The organism is Rhizobium terrae (assembly GCF_003425685.1).
GTDB classification, from domain to species: domain Bacteria; phylum Pseudomonadota; class Alphaproteobacteria; order Rhizobiales; family Rhizobiaceae; genus Neorhizobium; species Neorhizobium terrae.
This window is the reverse complement of record NZ_QJKM01000003.1, coordinates 303,639-319,428: the sequence shown is the minus strand read 5'-3', so window position 1 is coordinate 319,428 and position 15,790 is coordinate 303,639. Positions and strand designations below refer to the sequence as shown.

Annotated in this window: 14 protein-coding genes; 11 read left to right on the top strand and 3 right to left on the bottom strand. The window is 63.1% G+C overall.

Features of this window, described 5'->3' with window-relative positions:
• Position 1 precedes the first annotated feature (1 nt).
• From ntrC to hflX, 7 genes are all read left to right on the top strand, one after another.
• Entirely contained in the window at positions 2–1,453 is a 1,452-nt protein-coding gene (gene ntrC / locus DMO26_RS07110; protein WP_117191326.1) for a nitrogen regulation protein NR(I), read from the top strand.
• A 233-nt stretch (positions 1,454–1,686) separates the two neighbouring features.
• Positions 1,687–3,990 carry a sensor histidine kinase NtrY-like gene (locus DMO26_RS07105; protein WP_117191325.1) on the top strand — a complete coding sequence of 768 codons (2,304 nt, stop codon included), beginning with the start codon at positions 1,687–1,689 and terminating at the stop codon, positions 3,988–3,990.
• The gene (gene ntrX, locus DMO26_RS07100) at positions 3,980–5,344 is read left to right on the top strand and encodes a nitrogen assimilation response regulator NtrX (protein WP_117191324.1); all 1,365 of its coding nucleotides are present in this window, start codon (positions 3,980–3,982) and stop codon (positions 5,342–5,344) included. Before DMO26_RS07105 ends, ntrX begins: the two co-directional genes overlap by 11 nt.
• Before the next feature lie 35 nt (positions 5,345–5,379).
• Complete coding sequence (gene trkA, locus DMO26_RS07095) at positions 5,380–6,756, top strand: Trk system potassium transporter TrkA (RefSeq protein WP_117191323.1); 1,377 nt, start codon at positions 5,380–5,382, stop codon at positions 6,754–6,756.
• A gap of 31 nt (positions 6,757–6,787) precedes the next feature.
• The gene (locus DMO26_RS07090; RefSeq protein WP_117191322.1) at positions 6,788–7,651 is read left to right on the top strand and encodes a D-amino-acid transaminase; all 864 of its coding nucleotides are present in this window, start codon (positions 6,788–6,790) and stop codon (positions 7,649–7,651) included.
• Positions 7,652–7,756: 105 nt separating this feature from the next.
• Complete coding sequence (gene hfq / locus DMO26_RS07085; RefSeq protein WP_037155370.1) at positions 7,757–7,999, top strand: RNA chaperone Hfq; 243 nt, start codon at positions 7,757–7,759, stop codon at positions 7,997–7,999.
• A 77-nt stretch (positions 8,000–8,076) separates the two neighbouring features.
• Positions 8,077–9,417 (top strand): GTPase HflX, encoded by a 1,341-nt coding sequence (gene hflX / locus DMO26_RS07080; protein WP_117191321.1) that lies wholly within the window; start codon positions 8,077–8,079, stop codon positions 9,415–9,417.
• A gap of 3 nt (positions 9,418–9,420) precedes the next feature.
• Here the strand turns inward: hflX and DMO26_RS07075 are convergent, their stop codons facing one another.
• The 3 genes from DMO26_RS07075 to DMO26_RS07065 all read right to left on the bottom strand — a co-directional run bounded on the left by DMO26_RS07075 (position 9,421) and on the right by DMO26_RS07065 (position 11,410).
• Positions 9,421–9,831, bottom strand: coding sequence for a hypothetical protein (locus DMO26_RS07075; RefSeq protein ID WP_319025392.1), 411 nt, complete (start codon positions 9,829–9,831; stop codon positions 9,421–9,423).
• A gap of 124 nt (positions 9,832–9,955) precedes the next feature.
• Positions 9,956–10,801, bottom strand: a complete 846-nt coding sequence (gene mazG / locus DMO26_RS07070) for a nucleoside triphosphate pyrophosphohydrolase (protein WP_117191320.1) — start codon at positions 10,799–10,801, stop codon at positions 9,956–9,958.
• A gap of 30 nt (positions 10,802–10,831) precedes the next feature.
• Positions 10,832–11,410 carry a deaminase gene (locus tag DMO26_RS07065; protein ID WP_117191319.1) on the bottom strand — a complete coding sequence of 193 codons (579 nt, stop codon included), beginning with the start codon at positions 11,408–11,410 and terminating at the stop codon, positions 10,832–10,834.
• Positions 11,411–11,645: 235 nt separating this feature from the next.
• On the opposite strand from DMO26_RS07065, the gene cysG reads away from it, so the two are divergent.
• Genes cysG through DMO26_RS07045 form a run of 4 tightly spaced genes read left to right on the top strand, consistent with a single transcriptional unit; the run spans position 11,646 to position 15,617 of the window.
• On the top strand, positions 11,646–13,094 hold the full coding sequence (gene cysG, locus DMO26_RS07060) for a siroheme synthase CysG (protein ID WP_117191501.1): 1,449 nt from the start codon (positions 11,646–11,648) through the stop codon (positions 13,092–13,094).
• A gap of 3 nt (positions 13,095–13,097) precedes the next feature.
• Positions 13,098–13,412, top strand: coding sequence for a DUF2849 domain-containing protein (locus tag DMO26_RS07055; protein ID WP_117191318.1), 315 nt, complete (start codon positions 13,098–13,100; stop codon positions 13,410–13,412).
• A 21-nt stretch (positions 13,413–13,433) separates the two neighbouring features.
• Positions 13,434–15,107, top strand: coding sequence for a nitrite/sulfite reductase (locus DMO26_RS07050; protein ID WP_117191317.1), 1,674 nt, complete (start codon positions 13,434–13,436; stop codon positions 15,105–15,107).
• On the top strand, positions 15,108–15,617 hold the full coding sequence (locus DMO26_RS07045) for a DUF934 domain-containing protein (protein ID WP_117191316.1): 510 nt from the start codon (positions 15,108–15,110) through the stop codon (positions 15,615–15,617). It begins immediately after the preceding gene.
• The last annotated feature ends 173 nt before the right edge of the window (positions 15,618–15,790 follow it).

Here is a 15,790-nt window from a genome sequence, read left to right as displayed (position 1 = left end):
GATGACTGCCACGATCCTTGTCGCCGACGACGACGCGGCGATCCGCACCGTTCTGAACCAGGCCTTGACCCGGGCGGGTTACGAGGTGCGCATCACCTCCAATGCCGCGACGCTGTGGCGCTGGATTTCCGCAGGCGAGGGCGATCTCGTCGTCACCGACGTGGTCATGCCGGACGAAAACGCATTCGATCTGCTGCCGCGCATCAAAAAGGCGAGGCCGGAACTCCCCGTCCTCGTCATGAGCGCCCAGAACACCTTCATGACGGCGATCAAGGCCTCGGAGAAGGGCGCCTATGACTACCTGCCGAAGCCGTTCGACCTGACCGAGCTGATCGCCATCATCGGCCGCGCGCTCGCCGAACCGAAGCGTAAGCCGGCCCGTCTCGACGACGACATGCAGGACGGCATGCCGCTGGTCGGCCGCTCCGCCGCCATGCAGGAAATCTACCGCGTGCTCGCCCGCCTTATGCAGACGGACCTGACGCTGATGATCACCGGCGAGTCGGGCACCGGCAAGGAGCTCGTCGCCCGCGCGCTGCACGATTACGGCAAGCGCCGCAACGGTCCTTTCGTGGCGATCAACATGGCCGCCATCCCCCGCGACCTGATCGAATCGGAACTTTTCGGCCACGAGAAGGGGGCCTTTACCGGTGCCCAGAACCGCTCGACCGGCCGTTTCGAACAGGCGGAGGGTGGTACTCTCTTCCTCGACGAGATCGGCGACATGCCGATGGATGCTCAGACCCGCCTGCTGCGCGTCCTGCAGCAGGGCGAATACACCACCGTCGGCGGCCGCACGCCGATCCGCACCGACGTCCGCATCGTCGCCGCCACCAACAAGGACCTGAAGCAGCTCATCAACCAGGGCCTCTTTCGTGAGGACCTCTATTACCGCCTGAACGTCGTGCCGCTGCGCCTTCCGCCCTTGCGTGACCGCGCCGAGGACATTCCCGATCTCGTCCGCCACTTTATGCAGATGGCCGAGAAGGAAGGCCTCGATTCCAAGCGTTTCGACAACGAGGCTCTGGACCTGATGAAGGCCTATGCCTGGCCCGGCAACGTCCGCGAGCTGGAAAACCTAGTCCGCCGCCTGATGGCGCTTTATCCGCAGGACGTCATCACCCGCGAGATTATCGATGCCGAACTGCGTTCCGACGTGCCGGACAGTCCGATCGACAAGATGGGAGCCCGTTCCGGCTCGCTCACCATTGCCCAGGCGGTGGAAGAGAACATGCGGACCTATTTCGCAAGCTTCGGCGACAACCTGCCGCCGCCCGGCCTCTACGACCGGGTGCTGACCGAAATGGAGTATCCGCTGATTCTCGCAGCCTTGACCGCCACCCGCGGCAACCAGATCAAGGCGGCCGATCTCCTCGGCCTCAACCGAAACACGCTGCGCAAGAAGATTCGCGAACTTGGCGTTTCGGTCTATCGCAGCTCGCGCGGCGCATAAGGCCGGCAAGAGGCTGGGGCAATGTTCCCAACTTCTTGACACCTCCTTCTTATCGTTGCATTTTCGCCACAAAGCGTTGCTTAAAGGTCACGCAGGATCAGGCAAAATTTTCGATGGAGTGGCGGTCGTCGAAAGGGGGAGCCTGACCTTTTCTAAAAGTGGCTGTCGCTTCACCCGGGTCTGCCTGGGCTGAATCGATCTCCCGCGAGGGTTTGGGGATCGGAGTGGATTCAATGGCGGAAGGCGTGACAGCGCCGGTGAGCGAGAACGACCTGCCGGAAAGCGATCTGTCGGGCACCGAACCGGCAGTTTCGGTTCAGGATCGGCGTGCCTCGTTTGCTCTCCCGGGCCTGCTGTTGGCCGGCGGCGCGCTGATTTGCGCCTCGCTGACACTCGTCATCCTGCTCGGTCTCACGCCGATCGCGCCGACCACCAACGTGGTCATCGCCTCGGCGGTGGTGAATTCCCTCTTCATTCTTGGCCTGATGTACCTGATTGGCCGCGAGGTCCTGCGGCTCGTGAAGGCGCGCAACCGCGGCCGTGCTGCCGCCCGCCTGCATGTCCGCATCGTCGTTCTCTTCTCAATCGTGGCGATCACTCCGGCGGTCCTCGTGGCGATCTTCGCGAGCCTTACGCTGAATGTCGGCCTCGACCGCTGGTTCTCGTTGCGCACCCAATCGATCGTGCAGTCTTCGCAGGACGTTGCCCGCGCCTACATGCTTGAAAATGCGAGCTACCTTCAGGGTCAGACGGTGTCGATGTCGAACGACCTCGAGCGCAACCGGGCGATGTTCTATCTCGACCGCACCGGTTTCATCGAGCTGATGACCCGCCAGGCGCGCGGTCGCGGCATGCTCGGTGCCTTCCTGGTGCGCGAGGATGGCCAGGCGATCGTCCAGGCCGATATCAAGACGGAAAAGCCGTTGCCGGCGGTGCCGGCGGATGCCCTGAAGACGGCGGCGGCCGGCCAGCCGACGCTCATTCCCCCCGGCATCACCAATCTCGTCGGTGCCATCATCAAGATCGACGCCATCCCCGGCTCCTTCCTTTACACGATCCGCGCTGTCGATCCCAAGGTTATCGCGGCGATGCGGCTGATGGAGGAGAACACGGTCGAGTACCAGGCGATGGAGGCGGGCCGAACGTCGCTGCAGATCGCTTTCGCCGTGCTCTATCTCGGCTTTGCGCTGATCGTCCTGCTCGCCGCGATCTGGACGGCGATTGCGGTTGCCGACCGCATCGTCCGGCCGATCCGGCTGCTCATCAGCGCTGCCGACAGCGTGGCGACCGGCAATCTCAACGTTGTGGTGCCGGTGCGTGCCGCCGATGGCGACGTCGGCAGCCTGTCGCGCACCTTCAACAAGATGATCTCGGAAATCCGCGGGCAGCGCGACGAGATCTTGGAAGCCAAGGACGAGATGGACGACCGCCGCCGATTCATAGAAGCCGTGCTGTCGGGCGTCACCGCGGCGGTGATCGGTGTCGAGGAGGACCGGCGCATCACCATCGTCAATCCCTCGGCGGAGGATTTCTTGGGCGTTCCGGCCGAGAAGCTGATCGGCGAAAAGCTGCAGGATGTGGCCCCCGAGATCGAGCAGGTCCTGACCGAGGCGCGGGCGCGCGCCCGCGGCGATTTCCGAAAGCACGTCAACCTGATGCGCGGCGGCAAGGAGCGGACCCTTTCGGTGCAGGTGACCCGCGAGGAGCAGCGCTCGGCCCACGATTCCTACGTCATCACTCTCGACGATATCACCGATCTCGTCATCGCCCAACGCTCGACCGCCTGGGCCGACGTGGCGCGGCGCATCGCCCATGAGATCAAGAACCCGCTGACCCCGATCCAGCTTTCCGCCGAGCGCCTGAAGCGCCGCTATGGCAAGCAGATCGCCGAGGACGACCGGGCCGTGTTCGACCAGTGCACGGACACGATCGTGCGTCAGGTCGGCGATATTGGCCGCATGGTCGACGAGTTTTCGTCCTTCGCCCGCATGCCGAAACCGGCCAAGGAAGAGGCGGACCTGCGCGATATCCTGCGCGACGCGATCTTCCTGCGCGAGATGGGCACGACGCACGTCGATTTCATCCGCGAGCTTGGCGACGAGCCTCTGAAGGGCATGTTCGACGCGCGCATGCTCGGCCAGGCTTTCGGCAATCTCGTCAAGAACGCCGTCGAGGCGATCGAGGCGGTGCCGAGCGACCAGGAGCGCGACGGCCGCAAGGTCAAGGTGCGGGCGGTCTTCGATGCGGCACGGGATACGTATGTGGTCGACATCATCGACAACGGCAGCGGTCTGCCGACCGAGAACCGCCACCGCATCCTGGAGCCCTACATGACCATGCGCGAAAAGGGCACGGGTCTGGGGCTCGCCATCGTCAAGAAGATCATCGAGGAACACGGCGGGCAGCTCGAATTGCACGATGCGCCCGCCGATTTCGATCATGGCAAGGGCGCCATGATCAGGGTCCTGCTGCCGCATGTGCAGCAGCTCGCAGTGCCCGGAACGGATAATAACAAGGAACTGGCTTATGGCGTCTGATATTCTGGTCGTGGATGACGAGGCGGATATCCGCGATATCGTATCGGGCATCCTGTCCGATGAGGGCCATGAAACCCGCACGGCGCATGACAGCGACAGCGCGCTTGCGGCGATTTCCGACCGCGTTCCGCGGCTGGTGTTTCTGGACATCTGGATGCAAGGTTCGAAGCTCGACGGCCTGGCGCTGCTCGACGAGATCAGGACCCGCCATCCCGACCTGCCGGTGGTGATGATCTCCGGCCACGGCAATATCGAAACGGCCGTTTCCGCCATCAAGCGCGGCGCCTTCGACTTCATCGAAAAACCCTTCAAGGCCGACCGGCTGATCCTGATCGCCGAACGGGCGCTCGAAAATTCCAAACTGAAGCGCGAGGTGACCGAACTCAAGAAACGCACCGGCGACGCCGCCGAACTGGTCGGCACCTCGGTCGCCGTCTCGCAGCTCCGCCAGACCATCGAGAAGGTGTCGCCCACCAACAGCCGTATCATGATCCTCGGCCCCTCCGGCTCTGGCAAGGAACTGGTGGCGCGCATGATCCACAAGCGCTCGGCCCGCTCGGCCGGACCGTTCGTGGCGCTCAACGCCGCGACGATCACGCCGGACCGCATGGAGATCGCGCTGTTCGGCACTGAAGGCGGCCCGGGCCAGCCGCGCAAAATCGGCGCGCTGGAAGAAGCCCATCGTGGCATTCTCTATCTCGACGAAGTGGGCGAAATGCCGCGCGAGACCCAGAACAAGATTCTCCGCGTGCTCGTCGACCAACAGTTCGAGCGCGTCGGCGGCTCGAAGCGGGTCAAGGTCGATGTCCGCATCATCTCCTCGACCGCCTACAACCTCGAAAACCTGATCGCCGAGGGCTCCTTCCGCGAGGACCTCTATCACCGCCTGGCGGTCGTGCCGGTCAAGGTGCCGGCGCTTGCCGAACGCCGCGAGGACATTCCGTTCCTGGTCGACATGTTCATGCGGCAGATCTCCGAACAGGCTGGCATCCGCACGCGCCGCATCGGCGAGGATGCCATGGCCGTCCTGCAGGCGCACGACTGGCCGGGCAATATCCGTCAGCTGCGCAACAATATCGAGCGCCTGATGATTCTCGCCCGTTCCGATGGTCCCGACACGCCGATCTCCGCCGACATGCTGCCGACCGATCTCGGCGACATGCTGCCCAAGGTCTCAGCCAAGGGCGACTACCACATCATGACCCTGCCGCTGCGCGAGGCGCGCGAAATGTTCGAGCGGGACTATCTGATCGCCCAGATCAACCGCTTCGGAGGCAATATTTCCCGCACGGCCGAATTCGTCGGCATGGAACGCTCCGCGCTGCACCGCAAGCTCAAGTCGCTCGGCGTCTGATCGATGCAGGTCCCGCGTCCACCAAGGTCAATCCGATGAAGGTCATCATTTGCGGCGCGGGGCAGGTCGGATACGGCATCGCCGAACGGCTGTCGCAGGAGGACAACGACGTCTCGGTCATCGATACCTCCGCGTCGCTGATCGCCGCGATCACCGAGACCCTCGACGTCAAGGGTTATGTCGGTCACGGCGCCCATCCGGACATGCTGGAAAAGGCCGGCGCCGAAGACGCCGACATGATCATCGCGGTCACCCTTTACGACGAAGTCAACATCGTCGCCTGCGAAGTGGCGCAGGCGCTGTTCTCGGTGCCGACCAAGATCGCCCGCATCCGCGCCCAGAACTATCTGCAGCCCGAATACGCCGATCTCTTCAGCCGACAGAACATGTCGATCGACGTGACGATTTCGCCGGAGATCGAAGTCGGCAAGATGGTGCTGAGGCGCATCTCCTTCCCGGGCGCCACCGACGTGGTTCGTTTCGCCGAGGACCATATCGCCATGGTGGCGATCGAATGCATGGAGGATTGCCCCGTCGTCGCGACGCCGCTCCACCAGCTCTCCAATCTCTTCCCGGACCTGATGGCGACGGTGGTCGGCATCTTCCGCAACGGCATGCTGACGGCCGCCCGTTCCGCCGACCAGCTGGAAGTCGGAGACCTCGCCTATGTCATCTGCCAGCGCGAGCATATCCGCCGCACGCTCGGCCTGTTCGGCCACGAGGAGCAGGAGGCGCGCCGCATCATCATCGCCGGCGGCGGCAATATCGGTTATTACGTCGCCCGCATGATCGAGGAGCACCAGCCGCGCACGCGGCTGAAGATCATCGAAAGCGACCGCGAGCGCGCCGTGGCGGTCTCGGAGAAACTCCGCAACACGATTGTCCTGCACGGCTCGGCGCTCGATCAGAACATCCTCACCCAGGCGGATATTCAGGAAACCGACCTGATGGTGATGCTGACCAACAGCGATCAGATCAACATCCTAGGCGCGGTGCTCGCCAAGTCGCTCGGCTGCAAGTCCAACCTGGTGCTGATCAATTCCACCTCGCTGCACCAGGTGATCGATTCGGTCGGCATCGATGCGCAGATCAATCCGCGCGCGGTCACCATTTCCCGCGTGTTGCAGCACGTGCGCAAGGGGCGCATCCGCTCGGTCTATGCTGTCCAGCACGGCGCGGCCGAAATCATCGAGGCCGAGGCGCTCGAGACCTCGCCGCTGGTCGGCCGGCCGTTCCGGGAGCTCGATCTTCCCGACGGCATCCGGATCGGCGCCATCTATCGCGGCGATGGCGTCATTCGCCCGAACGGCGACACGAAGATCAGGGCGCGCGACCGGGTCGTGCTTTTCGCCGCCGCCGCCGCGGTGAGGGACGTGGAACAGCTCTTCCGCGTCTCGATCCAGTATTTTTAAATCCATTATTGTCGAAAGCAGGGGACACGAGATGTCGAGAATTGCCTATGTGAACGGCCGGTATGTTCCTCACTCCGAAGCCGCCGTGCATGTCGAGGACCGCGGTTTCCAGTTCGCCGACGGCGTCTACGAGGTTTGCGAGGTGCGCCAGGGCATGATCGTCGACCTGACCCGGCATCTGAACCGCCTGGACCGGTCGCTCTCCGAACTGAAGATGGCCTCGCCCATGAGCCGCGCCGCGCTCACCTTCGTCATCCGCGAAGTGCTCCGCCGCAACCGCGTGACGAACGGCATCTTTTACCTGCAGGTGACCCGAGGCGCCGCCCGCCGCGACCATTTCTTCCCGGCGCCCGGCACCCCGCCCACCGTCACCATCACCGCCAAGAGCACCGATCCTTCGGTCGCCGCGAAAAAATACGCCAATGGAATCAAGGTGATCACGATCCCGGAAAACCGATGGGACCGGGTCGATATCAAGACCGTCGGCCTGCTTCCGAACGTGCTCGCCAAGCAGCAGGCGAAGGAGATGGGCGCCCAGGACGCCATTTTCGTCGACAGGAACGGCATCGTCATGGAAGGCGCATCCTCCAACGTCTGGATCGTCACGCCGGACGGCGAAATGGTCACCCGGCCGGCCGAACATGGCATCCTTCGGGGAATCACCCGTACGACCGCGATCGATGTTGCCGCGAACCTCGGCCTGAAGGTCGTCGAGCGAGAGTTTAGGACCGAGGAAATGCTGGCCGCCCGCGAGGTGTTTTTCACTTCCGCCACCGGCATCTGCGTGCCGATCGTTGAAATCGACGGAAAGACGATCGCCAACGGGCATCCAGGTACCGTTTCGACAAGCGTTCGTGACGCCTTTTTCGACGTTGCGGAAAAGACGCCGATTTGATAACCAGACATCCGGGGGAAGGGAAGCACGAGGGCGTTTCCCGGTTGTCTCTTACATTTTGATCGGAATCCGGTGCTTGCCGGCAAAAAAGAAAGAAGCGGCGCTATGGCGGAACGTTCTCAGAACCTTCAGGATTTATTTCTCAATACCGTTCGCAAGCAGAAGATTTCCCTGACGATATTCCTCATCAACGGGGTCAAGCTGACGGGCGTCGTGACGTCCTTCGACAATTTCTGCGTCCTTCTTCGTCGTGACGGGCATTCCCAGCTCGTGTATAAGCACGCGATCTCGACCATCATGCCCGGCCAGCCGATGCAGATGTTCGAAAGCGAAGAGAACGCGGCGTAACAGGACAAGAGCAGATTTCAAATCGCGATACTTCGAACGAATCCCTTGTCCCGGAAGCTGAAAAGCGCCGGGACGATATGCGCGCGGCCGTTATCGTGCCGGTCCTCAAGCAGGCGAAGCCGAAGGCCGGGCAGGGTGAAACACCCGCGACACCCGCGCCGCAGCGTTCCAACGAGGCCCGTCTCGAAGAGGCGATCGGCCTTGCCAAGGCGATCGACCTCGAGATCGTCCAGGGCCTGATCGTGCCGATCGCCCAGCCGCGCCCGGCCACCCTCATGGGCACCGGAAAGATCGAGGAGATCAAGGCGCTGCTCGATGAGCACGACGCCGGCCTCGTCATCGTCGACCATCCGCTGACGCCGGTGCAGCAGCGCAATCTCGAAAAGGAACTCGGCGCCAAAGTCATCGACCGGACGGGCCTGATCCTCGAAATCTTCGGCCGCCGCGCCTCCACCAAGGAAGGCACGCTGCAGGTCGATCTCGCGCATCTCAACTATCAGAAGGGCCGTCTCGTCCGCAGCTGGACCCACCTCGAACGCCAGCGCGGCGGTGCGGGTTTCATGGGCGGCCCCGGCGAAACCCAGATCGAAGCCGACCGACGGCTGCTGCAGGAGCGTATCGTGCGTCTGGAGCGGGAGCTGGAGCAGGTCGTCCGCACCCGCCAGCTGCATCGCGCCAAGCGCCGCAAGGTGCCGCATCCGATCGTGGCGCTGGTCGGCTACACCAACGCCGGCAAGTCGACGCTCTTCAACCGCATCACCGGCGCCGGCGTGCTTGCCGAGGACATGCTGTTCGCCACCCTCGACCCGACGCTGCGCCGCATGAAACTGCCGCATGGCCGCACCGTCATCCTCTCCGATACGGTCGGCTTCATCTCCGACCTGCCGACTCACCTGGTCGCCGCCTTCCGGGCGACGCTGGAAGAGGTGCTGGAAGCCGACCTCATCCTGCATGTGCGCGACATGTCAGATCCGGACAATGCCGCTCAGTCGGCCGATGTGCTCAGGATCCTCGACGATCTCGGCATCGACGAGAAAGAAAGCGCTGCTCGCCTCATCGAGGTCTGGAACAAGATCGACCGGCTCGATCCGGAAGCCCATGATGCAATGGCCGAACGTGCCGCCGGCCGCAACAACGTCATGGCGGTTTCGGCGATCACGGGCGAGGGGATCGACGCCCTGATGGCCGAGATTTCGAAACGTCTCTCCGGCGTGCTCACCGAAACATCGATCACGCTGCCGCCGGAAAAACTGTCGCTCGTCTCCTGGGTCTATAACAACGCCGTCGTCGACGAGCGCGCCGACAACGAGGACGGTTCGGTGACCCTGGATGTCCGCCTGTCGGAAGCCCAGGCCGCCGAACTGGAGCGCAAGCTCGGCAATGGACCGAAACCCGCCAGGGAAGACTGGGAGCGCTAGGCGTTACCAGCGCTGGCGGTCGTAATCGCCAGACCTGTTGGACCGGCGTTCGAAGCCGCGGTCATCCCTGTCGTTCGATTCGTCCGAGGCATTCGACCTGTCGAGGATCTGGAGGACGACATCGGCGCAAGCCTTCATCGGCTCGCCTTCAGCGCATCTGACCTCGAGCCAGGCGTCGCCCTGCCTGATGCGGAAATAGGCGGCCTTCGCCGGCGGATCGTACATGTCGGCAGGTCCGTCCGGACGGTGAGGCCCTGAGCTTGGCCGATTTCGATCCGACTGGTCCGGCGGCGGGTCGGTCCTGTCGACGGTCGGCGCAGGAGGTGGTTCGCTTGGCGGGGCTGGTGGCTGCTGCGCAAGGGCAAGGCCGGCGGTCGCGAGAAGCATGGCGGCCGAAAGAGAAAGTCTTTTCATGGGAGTCGCCTCAAAGGTTTGCTGACGGAGCACCAACGGTTTTTGAAGCCAACTTGTTGCGAGATGTCTGGCGAATTATCCCCCGAATCTGCGGTTTTCAGAGCATCCGTCACCCGGGGCCGGCTCAGCCGATCTGCCGCTCGATCGCCTTTGCCGCCTGCCAGAGTTCCTCCATGCGCTCCAGGGTTGCCGCCTCCAGTGTCTGACTCGACTTTTCAAGTTCGGTCTCGATATATCTGAAACGGCGCCGGAATTTGGTATTGGTGCCGCGCAGCGCCTCCTCCGGATCAGCCTTCACGTGGCGTCCGATATTGACGAGCGCGAAGATCAGGTCGCCGAGTTCGTCGGCCACCTTTTCCCGCCGCCCGCCGCGCAGGGCTTCGCGCAGTTCGCCCACTTCCTCCTCGATCTTGTCGAGGATCGGTTCGGCCTCCGACCAGTCGAAACCCACCTTGGCCGCGCGGTGCTGCAGCTTCAGCGCTTCGGTAAGCGCCGGCTGGGCGCGATGCACGGCGCCGAGATAGCCTTGCTTGAAATCCTCCGTAATTCCGCGTCGAGCTCGCCGCTCGGCCCGCTCGCGCTTTTCCGCCATCTTGATGTCGTCCCACTGCGTCTTCACCGCGTCCGGCGTGTCCGCGTCGGAGCGTGGCCCAAGGGGTGGAAAGACATGCGGGTGCCGGCGGATCATCTTCTTGGTAATGGCTTCGACCACGTCGCCGAAGGAGAATTCGCCCGCTTCTTCCGCCATCCGGGCATGGAAGACCACCTGCAGGAGCAGGTCGCCCAGTTCCTCGCGGAGATCGTCCATGTCGTTGCGCTCGATCGCGTCGGCCACCTCATAGGCCTCTTCGATCGTATAGGGCTTGATGGTCGCAAAATTCTGTTCGAGGTCCCAGGGGCAGCCGGTCACCGGCGTGCGCAGCGCCGCCATGATCTCGATCAGCCGTGAAATATCCTTGGATGCTTCCATTGTCCGTATTCCTCGATTTCTACTCGTCCGTCAGGCGAGCGGAATATTGTTTTCGGCCTTGCCGGACTGATAGCTGTCCGAAAGCTGCTGGTAGGTCGCCTTGATCCGTGCGATCTGTGCCTTGAGCTCGCTTCGCAGCGGTTCCTCCTCGCTTTCGGCGAGTTCGGCGATGAAGTAGGAATTCCAGAAGGCGTTGCTGCGCCGGTAGCCGCCCGGCTCCAGCCCGAACACCTCCTTCAGGATCTTGAGATCGTGCGGGATGGCGAAGGCGTCGCGCGAATCCTCGTGACTGAAAAAGGAATAGAAATTGTCGAACCCGGCCCAGGTGATCGCCGACATGCACATCGTGCAGGGTTCGTGAGTCGAAAGGAAAATCAGGTCCTTGGTGAAAAGTCCTGAAGTTCTTTCGTAAAAACGCTTCAGGGTATGGACCTCGCCGTGCCAGAGCGGGTTTTCAAGCTCGCTGTTCGTCTCGGCAATCACCAGGGAGAGATCGGATTTCTTCAGGATCGCCGCGCCGAACACCTTGTTTCCGGCTGCGACGCCCTTTTGCGTGAGCGGCAGGATATCCTGTTCGATAACGTTGAGAAGGCGGGCGGCGATGGTCATGAAGGCTTCTTTGCTGCGGAGTGTCCAGGCAGTTTATCGCGCCGAACGAGGATAACGGGGCAAAAACGAATTAATCTACAAAAAGACTGGAGAATTATCGTCTGCGGTGGCTTTTGCTCAAGAACCGGTTGATCATGAAACAGAAATACCCTCAGTCAATCCACTTCGCATATCCATTCCTTCTATTTCTTCACACGATTGTGGATAGTCCTGTTATATGATTCAGGAACTTCGTATGTCTTCCAGCCAAGAGCGCCTGTCGGTTTTCCCGGCCTTCTTCCGCGTCAGCGGAAGGAGCGTTCTCGTATTCGGCAATGGCGACGAGGCTTTTGCCAAGGCAAGGCTGCTGCGCAATACCGATGCCGAGATCATCGCCTATGCGAGCCATCCGGAGGCCGATTACGCCGCTTACCTGACCGCACAGGGGATCGAGATTGTCCGCGTCGAGTTCTCCCCGGAACAGGTGAAGGACGCCGCACTCGTTTTTGCCGCCACCGGAGATGCGACGCAGGATCGCGAGATCGTCACCGCCGCCCGCGCCGAAAGGATCCCGGCCAATGCCGTGGACCAGCCGGATTTCTGCGATTTCTATACGCCGGCCCTCGTTAACCGCGCCCCGGTCGCCATTGCGATCGGCACGGAGGGCGCCGGCCCGGTTCTTGCCCAGATGATCCGCGCCCGCGTCGATCAGATGCTGTCGCCTTCGCTCGGCCGGCTGGCAAGCCTTGCCGCCGATTATCGCGATGCCGCCGAACGCCTCGTGCCGCGCGGCGTGTCGCGCCGCATCTTCTGGCGCCGCTTCTTCTCGGGCGATGTGGCCGATGCGGTCGCCGCCAATGACGCCGCCGCCGCCCGCCGCTCGGCCAATGCGCTTCTTTCCACGACGGGTCGCGCAGAAGGCAAGATCTGGCTGGTCGGCGCCGGCCCCGGCGCCGAGGACCTGCTGACGCTGCGCGCCCAGCGCGTTTTGATGGAAGCCGACGCGATCGTCTACGACGCGCTGGTGCCGCAGGCGATCGTCGACATGGGCCGCCGCGATGCGGAACGGCTGCCGGTCGGCAAGCGCAAGAACTGCCATTCCAAGTCCCAGGACGAAATCAACCGCCTGCTCGTCGGGCTCGGTCGGGAAGGTAAGCGCGTCGTCCGCCTGAAGTCCGGCGATCCGCTGGTCTATGGCCGCGCCGGCGAGGAAATGGCGGCGCTGCGCGAAGCAGGGGTCGCCTACGAGATCGTGCCGGGCATCACGTCCGCCTTTGCGGCCGCCGCCGATTTCGACCTGCCGCTGACACTGCGGGGCGTCGCCTCGTCGCTGATCTTCACCACCGGCTATGACCTGACCGGCAAGGTTCTTCCCGATTGGGCAAGCCTCGCCGTGTCCGGCGCGACGATTGCCGTCTATATGGGCAGCACTGTCGCAGCCTCCGTCGCCGAACGGCTGATGGGCGCGGGCCTTGCTGCGGAAACGACTGTTGCCGTGATCGAGAATGCCAGCCGCGCCGATAGAAGGCTCTTCCACGGTGTCCTGCGCGAGCTGCCGGATCTGGAACGCCGCGACGATCTTTACGGCCCTGTCCTAGTGATCATCGGCGAAGCCGTCGCCGGGGCGAATTTCGAGAAGTCCGAACCTTTGTCTGCTTTCAGGACCGAGCAAGCTGACAGGATTCGAGAGGAAATGGGACGATAAGCAATGACCGACAAGGTTCTCACCGCCAACCGCCTGTCCGACGGCATTGCCGTGTGGCTCGATGCGAACGGCACCTGGGTGGAAAACCTACAGGATGCGCTGGTAGCGCGCCATGCTGAGGCCGTTGCCTCGCTGGAAGCGATCGGCAAGCGTGATTTCGCCGAGAACAAGGTCGTTGACGTCGCCGTCGTCGACGTGCAGGAGCAGGACGGCAAGCTCTGGCCGCTCCGCCTTCGCGAGCGCATTCGTGCCCAGGGTCCGACCATGGAATATGCCGCCGGTTATCGCGCCGCCGATCCGGCCTTCATTGCAGTCTGATACCGAAAGTTCGGGGAAGTCATGTACCGTTACGACGAATTCGACCACGCATTTGTTTCGAGCCGCGTGGAGCAGTTCCGCGATCAGGTGTCGCGCCGCCTTTCCGGCGAGCTGGCGGAGGATGCGTTCAAGCCGCTGCGCCTGATGAACGGCGTCTATCTTCAGCTGCACGCCTACATGTTGCGCGTCGCGATCCCCTACGGCACGCTGAACGCCAGGCAGATGCGGATGCTCGCCCATATCGCCCGCAAATATGACCGCGGTTACGGCCATTTCACCACCCGCCAGAACATCCAGTACAACTGGCCGAAGCTTTCCGACACGCCGGATATCCTCGCCGAGCTTGCAAGCGTGGAGATGCACGCGCTGCAGACCTCGGGCAACTGCATTCGCAACGTCACCGCCGACCATTTTGCCGGCGCGGCCGCCGACGAGGTCGCCGATCCGAGACCCTATGCGGAGATCCTGCGCCAGTGGTCTTCGGTGCATCCGGAATTCTCCTTCCTGCCCAGAAAGTTCAAGATCGCCGTCACCGGCGCCGAGCGAGACCGTGCGGCGATCCAGGTCCACGATATCGGCCTGCACCTGAAGAAGAACGACCAGGGCGAACTCGGCTTTGCCGTCTATGTCGGCGGCGGTCAGGGGCGCACGCCTTTGATCGCCAAGAAGATCCGCGACTTCCTGCCGGAAGAGGATCTGCTCTCCTACACGACCGCGATCATGCGCATCTATAACCTGCATGGCCGCCGCGACAACAAGTACAAGGCGCGCATCAAGATTCTCGTCCACGAGACCGGCGTCGAGGAATTGACCCGCCAGGTGGAGGAGGAATTCGCCCACCTGCAGGGCACGGAGCTCAAGCTTCCCGAAGCCGACGTGGCCGCGATCGCCGCCTATTTCGCGCCTCCCGCGCTTGCCGATCGCGCGGAAGGTTGGGCGCAGCTTGCCGGCTGGAAGAAGACGGACGAAAATTTCGCCCGCTGGGTCAGCCAAAACGTCCAGCCGCACAAACATCCCGATTACGGCATGGTGACGATCTCGCTGAAGCCCATCGGCGGCATTCCGGGCGATGCGTCCGATGTGCAGATGGAGGCGATCGCCGATCTGGCGGAAGAGTTCGCCCATGACGAAATCCGCATCAGCCACGAGCAGAACGTGATCTTCCCGCATGTGGCGCTGGCCGATCTCGAACCGCTCTACCGCGCGCTGGTCGCCCAGAACCTCGCGACCGCCAATGCCGGCCTGATCACCGACATCATCGCCTGTCCCGGCCTCGACTACTGCGCGCTGGCGAACGCCCGTTCTATTCCCGTGGCCCAGGAAATCTCTACCCGCTTCGGTTCGCCGGAGCGCCAGGCGGAGATCGGCGAGCTGAAGATCAAGATTTCCGGTTGCATCAACGCCTGCGGCCATCACCATGTCGGCCATATCGGCCTTCTGGGAGTCGAGAAGAAGGGTGCCGAACTCTACCAGATCACGCTCGGCGGCTCGGGGGATGAAAACACCTCGATCGGCGAGATCATCGGCCGCGGTTTCGAGCCGAACAAGGTGACCGACGCGATCGAGACCATCGTCGACACCTATCTCGGCCTTCGGACCGGCAGGGAAGAGACCTTCCTCGAAGCCTATCGCCGTGTCGGGCCGCAGCCGTTCAAGGAAGCGCTCTACGGCGACGCCAAGGCGGAGGCGGCATAAATGACCAGACTCTGGAGAGAAACCGGTTTCGTCGCTAACGACCCCTGGGTGGTCGAGACGGAAGAGGTGAAGGCGACCGAAGAGCAGAAGGTTCTGCTGCCGCTGGCCGACCTGATCGAGAAGGCGGAGGCGAGCAACGACGTCGGCCTCGGCGTGCTGATCCGGCCGGGCGACGACGTGCGCAAGCTCGAACCCTATCTCTACCGCCTCGAAATCGTCGCGGTGGAATTCCCGGCCTTCAACGACGGCCGCGCCTTTTCGCATGCCTCGCTGCTGCGCGACCGGCTGGCCTATCGCAACGAGCTGCGCGCCGTCGGCGACGTGCTGATCGACCAGATCCCGCTGATGCTGCGCTGCGGCATCGACAGTTTCGCGGTGAAGAACCCGACCGCGCTGAAGCGGCTGGAAGAGGGCAGGCTGCCGGGCATCGCGGTGCATTACCAGCCGACCGCCCGGGCCGCCGAAAAATCCGGCGGCTACAGCTGGCGCCGGCGCACGGCCAGCGCCTGAACGCCGGCCAAAGCGCCGGTTCGAGGGTTGGTTGAGTGCCGGCCCGGGCGCCGAGCTGAACGCCGAGGGGCGACTTCCGGCACTATTTTTCTTCCGCGCCCCGCGACTTGAAGACGCGGGTACCTTCAAAATCGCGGACCTATGGTATATTTCGCTTCTGCGAAAGACGAGAA